Origin of the sequence: Rhodoplanes roseus, assembly GCF_003258865.1 — a bacterium.
Lineage (GTDB): Bacteria > Pseudomonadota > Alphaproteobacteria > Rhizobiales > Xanthobacteraceae > Rhodoplanes > Rhodoplanes roseus.
Window position 1 is genome coordinate 1 of sequence record NZ_NPEX01000233.1, and the last position, 9,383, is coordinate 9,383.

The 9,383-nt window shown below is 70.0% G+C and carries 5 protein-coding genes; 3 read left to right on the forward strand and 2 right to left on the reverse strand.

Annotated features, from left to right (window positions below; all coding sequences use genetic code 11):
• The coding region (hrpB, locus tag CH341_RS23940) for an ATP-dependent helicase HrpB (RefSeq protein ID WP_111421498.1) at positions 1-1,427 on the reverse strand (1,427 nt) is incomplete at its 3' end.
• A gap of 307 nt (positions 1,428-1,734) precedes the next feature.
• Between hrpB and CH341_RS23945 the strand changes: the two genes are divergently transcribed.
• Positions 1,735-2,787, forward strand: coding sequence for an acyltransferase family protein (locus CH341_RS23945; protein ID WP_111421499.1), 1,053 nt, complete (start codon positions 1,735-1,737; stop codon positions 2,785-2,787).
• A gap of 187 nt (positions 2,788-2,974) precedes the next feature.
• Positions 2,975-6,007 carry a DNA polymerase I gene (gene polA / locus CH341_RS23950; protein ID WP_111421500.1) on the forward strand — a complete coding sequence of 1,011 codons (3,033 nt, stop codon included), beginning with the start codon at positions 2,975-2,977 and terminating at the stop codon, positions 6,005-6,007.
• Positions 6,008-6,169: 162 nt separating this feature from the next.
• On the opposite strand, the gene CH341_RS23955 is transcribed toward polA, so the two are convergent.
• Complete coding sequence (locus CH341_RS23955) at positions 6,170-7,648, reverse strand: patatin-like phospholipase family protein (protein WP_111421501.1); 1,479 nt, start codon at positions 7,646-7,648, stop codon at positions 6,170-6,172.
• A gap of 357 nt (positions 7,649-8,005) precedes the next feature.
• On the opposite strand from CH341_RS23955, the gene CH341_RS23960 reads away from it, so the two are divergent.
• Positions 8,006-9,343, forward strand: coding sequence for an ArsB/NhaD family transporter (locus CH341_RS23960; RefSeq protein ID WP_210208587.1), 1,338 nt, complete (start codon positions 8,006-8,008; stop codon positions 9,341-9,343).
• Positions 9,344-9,383 lie beyond the last annotated feature (40 nt).

Consider the following 9,383-nt stretch of genomic DNA (forward strand, 5'->3'; position numbering starts at 1 on the left):
CGGTCGCGCCGCAGCCCCTCGACACGGTGGCGCAGATCCGGGTCGGTGCCGCCGAGCCCGCGCTCGGTCAGCACCACGGCGATGTCGGCGGCGAGCGGCGCCGCCCCGAGCCCGGCCGCGGCCACTACCATGCGGGAGAGCCGCGGCGTCAGCGGCAAGGCGCGCAGGCGCTGGCCCAGGTCGGTGATTCGGCCGTCGGCATCGAGGGCGCCGAGCGCGCGCAGGAGCGCGCCGGCCTCGGCCAGCGCCGGGGCGGGCGGGGGATCGAGAAACAGGAGCGTCTGCGGATCGCTCACCCCCCAATGGGCGAGGTCGAGCACGAAGCCGGTGAGGTCGGCGGCGAGGATCTCGGGCTGGGCGAACGGCTCCAGCGAGGCGGTCTCGCGCTCCTCCCACAGCCGGTAGCAGACGCCCGGCTCGGTGCGGCCGGCGCGCCCGCGCCGCTGGTCGGCTGCGGCGCGAGACACCCGGACGGTCTCCAGCCGGGTGAGCGCCAGGTCCGGCTCGTAGCGCGGCACCCGGGCGAGGCCCGAATCGACCACGACCCGCACGCCCTCGATGGTCAGCGAGGTCTCGGCGATCGAGGTCGCCAGAACCACCTTTCGGCGTCCCGGCGGGGCCGGCGACACGGCGCGGTCCTGAACGTCGGCGTCGAGCGCGCCGTAGAGCGGCACCACGTCGACGGCCGGGTCGGCGAGCTTTTCCCCCAAGAGCGTCTCGGTGCGGCGGATCTCGCCGGCGCCGGGCAAGAACACCAGGATCGAGCCCGGCTCGGCCCGCAGCGCGCGCAGCACCGCGTCGGTGACCTGCGGCTCCAGGTGCCGTCCGGTGTCGCGCGGAAGGTGCCGGGTCTCGACCGGAAAGGCGCGGCCCTGGCTCTCGACGACGGGGGCATCGCTCAGGCTCTTGGCGATGCGGGCCCCATCGATGGTCGCCGACATCACCAAGAGCTTGAGATCCTCGCGAAGGCCCTGCTGGGCGTCGCGGGCGAGCGCCAGGCCGAGATCGGCATCGAGCGAGCGCTCGTGGAACTCGTCGAACAGCACCGCGGCGACGCCATCCAGGATCGGATCGTCCAGGATCATCCGGGTGAACACGCCCTCGGTGACCACTTCGATGCGGGTCTTGCCGGAAATCTTCGAGCCGAACCGCACCCGGTAGCCGACCGTCTCGCCGACGGCTTCGCCCAGCGTCGCGGCCATGCGGGCGGCGGCGGCGCGGGCGGCGAGCCGGCGCGGCTCGAGCACGAGGATCTTCTGCCCCTTCGCCCAGGGCTCCTCGGCCAGCACCAGCGGCACCCGGGTCGTCTTGCCGGCGCCGGGCGGAGCGACCAGCACGGCGGCATCGCGGCGCGCGAGCGCATCCGTCAAGGCCGGCAGGGCCTCGTCGATCGGGAGAGGAACGTCGAACCGCTGGGTCACCGTCATGCCCGTCCAAGAACTCCCGGCCCAAGAACTCCCGGCCGTTTTCACGCGACGCAGAACCTGGCGCCCACGTCCTTGTGTCTGGACAGCGCGGTCCGTGCACGGCTTTTCTGCCCGCCGACCGGCGACGGGCCGGCGCAAAACCGCCCGACGCCGGCCGAATCCGGCCGAAACAGGCAGGGCGGGGATTAACCGCAATTCCAGACCACCCTTGCGGGGGGACCCGGTTCTTGCCCTTTTAACGACGGCGTAACCACGCTCCGCGTCACCGGCCGCCCCGGCGGACGCCAGAAACAGGCTAGGACGGACGATGGCAACCCCCGTGACCGCCGATACCGCCCGGGTCGACTGGGTCGACACCGCCAAGGGCCTTTGCATCATCATGGTGGTGCTGCTGCACTCGACCTTCGGGGTCGAGCTCGCGGTCGGCCAGGACGGCTTCATGCACGGCTTCGTCGCCTTCGCGAAGCCGTTCCGGATGCCGGACTTCTTCCTGATCTCCGGGCTGTTCCTGGCGCGCGTGATCGACCGCGACTGGCGCACCTACACGGACCGCAAGGTCGTGCACTTCGCCTATTTCTATCTTCTGTGGATGACCATCCAGCTGGTCGTGAAGGCGCCCGTGCTGGCCTCCGAGCACGGCTGGCTCGGCGTGCCGGGACAGTATGCGCTGGCCTTCATCGAGCCGTTCGGCACGCTGTGGTTCATCTATCTGCTGCCGATCTTCTTCGTCGTCACCAAGCTGGCGCGGCAGATGCGCATTCCGCCGCTCGCCGTGTGGCTGGTCGCCGCGGCGCTGGAGACCGCCCCGATCCACACCGGCTGGACCGTGCCAGACGAGTTCGCGGCGCGCTTCGTCTATTTCTACACCGGCTTCCTGCTCGCCCCGCGGGTCTTCGCGCTGGCCGAGGCGGCCTCGGCCCGCCCGCTCGCGGCGCTCGGCGGTCTCGTCGTGTGGGCGCTGGTCAACGGCATGCTGGTGTTCGGCGGCTATTCCGAGTGGCCGATCGTCTCGCTCGCGCTCGGCTTCGCCGGCGCCGGCGCCGTCATCGTGCTGGCGACGCTCCTGGTGAAGAGCCGTGTCTTCACGCCGATCCGCTTCGCCGGCGAGCATTCGATCGTCGTCTATCTCGCCTTCTTCCTGCCGATGGCGGCGACCCGTGTCGTTCTCCTCAAGACCGGGTTGGTGCCGAGCGTCGGGGCGATGTCGCTGATCGTCACGGCGGCCGGTATCGGCGGCGCGCTGGCGATCTGGTGGGCGGTGCGCGGCACCCGCCTCGATTTCCTGTTCACCCGGCCGGAGTGGGCCCATATCGCGGCCCGCAAGATGCCGGCCGGCGCGCGGCTGCAGCCGGCGGAATAACGGTGGCCTTGCCGAAGCGGGTGTAGCCGGCTGGAGCGCGAGCGACAGCCGGGACACCGCTCCCGCATTTCGCTACGCACAGTGCGGGCTACGGATCCTGCTGCGGATCCGACGATCCGGCTGGCATCGGGCTTCGGGAGTGTATAGTTCGGGGCCTGATCTCGCTCCCGCAGCCTCCGAGTCCCCGATGTCCGAACCGCTTGCCCGTCCGCTCCGCAAGGGCGACCACGTCTTTCTGATCGACGGGTCGTCCTTCGTGTTCCGCGCCTATTTCGCCATGTTCAAGGCGGCGCAGAGCCGGGGCCGCTCGTTCACCCGCTCCGACGGCCTGCCGATCGGCGGCGTGCTGACCTTCTGCAACATGATGTGGAAGCTGCTGCGCGAAGGCCTCGACGGCGTCAACCCGACCCACATGGCGGTGGTGTTCGACCACTCCGGCAAGAGCTTCCGCAACGAGATCTACACCGACTACAAGGGCCACCGCCCGGAGCCGCCGGACGAGCTGATCCCGCAGTTTCCGCTGATGCGCGACGCGGTGCGGGCCTTCGGCCTGATCCCGATCGAGCAGGAGGGCTTCGAGGCCGACGATCTCATCGCCACCTATGCCCGGGTGGCGCGCGAGGCGGGCGCCGACGTCACCATCGTGGCCGGCGACAAGGATCTCATGCAGCTCGTGCGCGACGGCGTGCTGATGTACGACCCGATGCCCGGCAACGAGCGCCGCATCGGCCGCGACGAGGTGATCGCCAAGTTCGGCGTGCCGCCCGAGAAAGTGCCGGACGTGCAGGCGCTGATCGGCGATCCGACCGACAACGTGCCGGGCGTGCCCGGCATCGGCGTGAAGACCGCGTCCCAGCTCATCGGCGAGTACGGCGACCTCGAGACGCTGCTGTCACGCGCCGGCGAGATCAAGCAGGAGAAGCGCCGGCAGGCGCTCCTCGACAACGCCGCGACGGCGCGTCTCTCGCGAAAGCTCGTGCTGCTCGACGACCATGTCGATCTCGTCTGCCCGCTCGACGACGTCCTGCTCGACGGGCGCGACACGAGGAAGCTGATCGCCTTCCTCAAGGCGATGGAGTTCTCCACCTTGACGCGGCGCGTCGCCGAGGCGCTGGCGATCGATCCGAACGACGTCGAGGCCGATCCGGCGCTGCGGGCCGCGCCGACCGCCGGAGGTGCGACGGGCGAAACTTCGACCGAGCCCGCAGCCGAGGTGCCGGCAGCGCGCCGCGCCGGCGCCTCCGGGCAGCTCGGCTTCGATCTCGGCGACACGCGGCCGAAGCCGGCCGCCCGGACGAACGGTGGCGGCGACGTCGTCGTCACGCCCGACCAGCTCGTCGCCGCCCGCAGGGCGGAGCTGGCGACCCAAAAGCTCGACCGCGCCGGCTACCGCACCATCCACGATCTCGCCGTGCTGCGGGACTGGGTGCTCGCCGCGGTCGACCAGGGCCTCGTCGCCATCGATCTCGTCACCAGCTCGCACGACCCGATGCAGGCCGATCTGGTCGGTCTCTCGCTCGCTCTCGCGCCGGGTCGCGCCGCCTATGTGCCGCTCGGGCACCGGCTCGGCGACGACCTCCTGGCCGGCGGGGGACTGGTCCCCGATCAGGTTCGGCTGGCGGATGCGCTGGCGCTGTTGAAGCCCATGCTGGAGAGCCCGGGAGTCCTGAAGGTCGGCTACGACCTCAAGTCCGACCTGCACGCGCTGGCGCGGCACGGCATCGCGGCGGTGTCGATCGACGACGTGCAGCTGATGTCCTACGTGCTCGACGCCGGCATCGCGCCGCACGGGCTGGCCGATCTGGCGCACCGGCATTTCGGTCACGAGGCGATGGCGCTGGTCGACGTCGCCGGCAAGGGCAAGACGCAGGTGCCGTTCGAGCAGGTCGAGATTTCTCGCGCCTGCCCGTATTGCGGCGAGCAGGCCGACGTCGCGCTGCGGCTGTGGCGGCTGCTCCGGGCCCGGCTGGTCGCCGAGCACATGACGACGGTCTACGAGACGCTGGAGCGGCCGCTCGCGCCGGTGCTGATGCGCATGGAGCGGCGCGGCATCGCCATCGACCGCGAGATGCTGTCACGCCTCTCGGGCGAGCTGGCCCAGAAGGCGGCGGCGCTGGAGGCGGAGGTCCAAACGCTCGCGGGCGAGCCGTTCAATCTCGGCAGCCCGAAGCAGATCGGCGACATTCTGTTCGGGAAGCTCGGCCTCCAGGGAGGAAAGAAGACCAAGACGGGGGCCTGGTCGACGTCGGCCAACGTGCTCGACGAACTCGCCGAGCAGGGCTACGAGCTGCCCGTCAAGCTGCTCGAGTGGCGGCAGCTCACCAAGCTGAAGTCGACCTACACGGATCTGCTGCCGACCTTCGTCAATCAGGAGACGCGGCGCGTCCACACCACCTTCGCGCTCGCCGCCACGACGACGGGGCGGCTGTCGTCGGCCGATCCCAACCTGCAGAACATCCCGGTGCGCACCGAGGAGGGCCGAAAGATCCGCCGCGCCTTCGTGGCGCAGCCCGGCACCCGGCTGGTGTCGGCCGACTATTCCCAGATCGAGCTGCGGCTGCTCGCCGAAATCGCCGACATCCCGGCGCTGAAGACCGCGTTCAGCGAGGGCATCGACATCCACGCCCTGACCGCGTCCGAGATGTTCGGGGTCCCGGTCGCCGGCATGCCGTCGGATGTGCGCCGGCGCGCCAAGGCGATCAATTTCGGCATCATCTACGGCATCTCGGCCTTCGGCCTCGCCAATCAGCTCGGCATCCCGCGCGAGGAGGCGGGCGCCTACATCAAGCGCTATTTCGAGAAGTTCCCGGGCATCCGCGACTACATGGAAGCCACGAAGCTCTTCTGTCGCACGCACGGCTACGTCACCACGCTGTTCGGCCGAAAGTGCCACTATCCGGATATCGGCTCGTCGAATCCCTCGCTACGCGCCTTCAACGAGCGCGCCGCCATCAACGCCCGTCTGCAGGGCACGGCCGCCGACATTATCCGCCGCGCCATGGTGCGCATGGAGCCGGCGCTCGCCGCGGCGAAGCTCTCGGCCGGAATGCTGCTGCAGGTGCACGACGAGCTGGTGTTCGAGGTGCCGGAGTCCGAGGTGGATGCGACGCTCCCCGTGGTGAAGCGCGTGATGGAGGAGGCCGCCCTGCCGGCCGTGGCACTCTCCGTACCGCTCCACGTCGACGCCCGCGCCGCCGACAACTGGGACGAGGCGCACTGAAAGCTCTTCGCTGACCTGAACCCACGGTCCGCTCATTCCCGCGAAAGCGGGAGTCCAGAATCTCCGTGCCGTGTCTCTCCTGGGTCCCGCCTGCGCGGGGGACGACCGGAAACCCGGCCGAATCGTCGACACCGATAAGAACGCCGGCGATCGGCGAGGTCGCTACCGCGCCTCGCCCGTCGCGACCGGCTCGGCCGGCACCACAGTCCGCGCGGTGACGGGCGGCTCTGCCGCCGCGACGGTGCGGGGCGTGGCGCGCAGACTGCGCAGAAAATCGCGAAACGCCGGGTGCTGGGCCAGCGCGTCGCTGCCGGCGGCGATCAGGGCGTCGACCTGGTCGACCGGCAGGCGGAAGCGGGTCGGGATGGCGTTGAGGGACGCGCTGCGCCCCGAATCGAACTGGTCGAAGGCGACGCGGCCGATGAAGCCGTCGAGATCGCGGCAGTTCCAGCCGGCCGTGGTGCCGCGCAGCCGCTGCACCTCGCCGATCGACAGCCCGCAGCGCCAGCGGACGAGCTGGCTGCGCCACTGCTGCAGGCTGAGCTGGAACGCGCTGTAGCTCGACCACACGCTGGAGGCGAGGGCGGCGTTGGTCGATGCGGCGATCAGCTCGACACCGGTCGGGCCGTCGAGCGTCTGGGCCCAGGTGCCCTCGGTGACCTGCTCCGAATCGACGACGATGAACAGGATGCGCCGGATGCGGGCGGCATGCGCGGCGGTGAGCGGGCCGTAGGGGGTGTTGGATGCCTCGCGCGCCACCGTGAAGCTCGACAGCCCGAAATTGTCGACGACGCCGCCGTCGACCAGCTTGACGTAGCGCATCGAGCCGTCGCGGTAGCGCGTCATGCCGCGGGCGACCGCCTTCATCATCGGGCTCGCCTCCGGGTCGTCGCGGGCGCGTTTCATCCAGGCGGGCAGGGGCGCGTCGCATTTGTCCGGGAAGGTCTCCAGCACCACGGGCGCGAAGGCGAGCGGCACGGCGGCCGAGGCGGCGACGGCGGACGACAGCGGATAGCTCGCGAGGTCGCTGCACAGCGCCGCGAAGGTCGAGGGCGTGAACACAAAGGGCGTGCGGTTGAACAGGTCGCTCGCATTGATCACAACCTGGGGCCGGCGGTGGGTCAGCAGCGCCCCGAAGGTCGCGCCGTCGAACAGGTGCGCGTCGAGCCAGCGCCGGAACGGCTCGTCGCCGTTGACGCCGCCTCCGAACGCCTTGGCGATGTTGCCGAAGCTGACCGAGGTGTTGAGCGCAGCCTCGGCGTCCTGCACAAGGAAGCGCTCGCGGAAGTCGTCCAGCGCGGCCCGCCGCCGCAGGCCGAAATAGGCCGCCGTGACGGAGCCCCCCGAAACGCCCGTGACGATGTCGACCCGGTCGAGCAGCGTTCGGGAGCGTCCGGAGGAGGGCATCTCGGTGCGGGCCAGCTCCTTCAGCACGCCGAACGAGAACGCGGCGGCGCGCGTGCCGCCGCCCGAAAAGGCGAGCCCGATCATCACGTCGTCGTCGGGCAGCTCGGCGCGACTTTCGGGGGCGTCGAGAAACGGCGTCGCGGTCGGGATGTTGGCCGGCAGGTTCTGAACGTGCGCGCAGCCGAGCAGAACGGCGCAGGACAGCACGATCGGAACGATGTGACGCGAACGCATGGACGCAACTCTCCCGGGTCCGGTCCGCGGACCGGTCCGTACAATCCCGTGCAATATGGCACCACCGAGGTTACGAGGCCTTTACCGGTTCGGGCGGGCGAAAAGTCCGTCCCGGCGTGGCCCTGGCGCCACAGGACGCCGGCCGGTCTCGGCGCCGGCTCGCCCGCACCCCGTGCCGCGCCGGGCGCCCACGTGCCTGAAGCTGTATCTCGGGCGGCCGTGACAGGGGCGGGATGCCTTCGCCGCAGAGCTGCATAAGGAGTTGTTCGCTTGACTTGACCCACCCCGTTCACGAGCTTGCCCGCGGGTCGCGCGGCGTGGCCACGTCGATGCCAGCGTCGGGCAGGGGAGGGTCGAGTGGACCACGGTTTCGTTCCGAGCGTGTATTTCGGGCTGGATCCCATGGCGGTGTCGACCGCCGTTCTGGTGATCACCTACGCCGTCATCATCTGGGACAAGCTGAACCGGGCGATCGTCGCGCTGCTCGGCGCCGCCGCCATGATCCTGATCGGCGTGCTCGATCAGCACGAGGCGCTGAAGGGCGTCGACTGGAACACCATCGGGCTGCTGACCGGGATGATGATCCTGGTGTCGATCTCGCGTCGGTCCGGCATGTTCCAGTTCCTGGCGATCTGGGCCGCCAAGCGCGCCAAGGCGGATCCGGCCGGGATCCTGATCCTGCTGCAGATCACCACCGCGATCCTCTCCGCCGCACTCGACAACGTGACGACCGTGCTGCTGGTGGTGCCGGTGACGATCGCGATCGTGCGCGAGCTCGACGTCCCGCCCTATCCGTTCCTGTTCGCCGAGGTGTTCGCCTCCAACATCGGCGGCACCGCGACCCTGATCGGCGATCCGCCCAACATCCTGATCGGCTCCCTCGCCGGGCTCGACTTCAACGCCTTCCTGATCCATCTCGCGCCGATCGTCCTCGTCGTCATGGCCGTGCAGCTCGGCATGATCCATCTCCTGTGGGGGCGGGCGCTGAAATCGACGCCCGAGCGGCAGGCCCTGGTGATGGGGATGAGCGCCCGCACGGCGATCGAGGATCCGGTTCTGCTCAAGCAGTCGCTCGCCGTGCTGGGGCTCGTCATCCTGGGTTTCGTGATGGCGCGCCCGCTGCATCTCGAGCCGGCCACCATCGCGATCGGCGGCGCCGCCCTGCTGATGCTGCTCGACAACTGGCAGCACGTCGCCGAGCACCAGTCCGAGAACGTCCACAAGACCTTCGGCGACGTCGAGTGGATCACCATCTTCTTCTTCGTCGGCCTGTTCATCGTGGTGCACGGCGTCGAGGTGGGCGGTCTCCTGACCCTGCTCGCCAACGACCTGGTCGCGGCGACCGGCGGCGACCTGGCGACGGCCGGGTTCGCCATCCTGTGGGCCTCGGCGGTGTTGTCGGCGATCGTCGACAACATCCCGTTCGTCGCCACCATGATCCCGCTGATCAAGAGCATGGCGCCGGCCTTCGGCGGGGCCGACGCGATCCAGCCCTTGTGGTGGTGCCTGGCGCTGGGCGCCTGCCTCGGCGGCAACGGCACCCTGATCGGCGCCTCGGCGAACCTGATCGTCGCCGGGCTGGGCGAGCGCAACGGCGTGCCGTTCCGCTTCGTCACCTACACGCTCTACGGCTTCCCGATGATGCTGGTGTCGATCGCCATCTGCCACGTCTACGTGTGGCTGCGATATTTCTGACGGGTCGTTCCGGGTTCGCGGGCCGGCGGCCCGCGCCCCG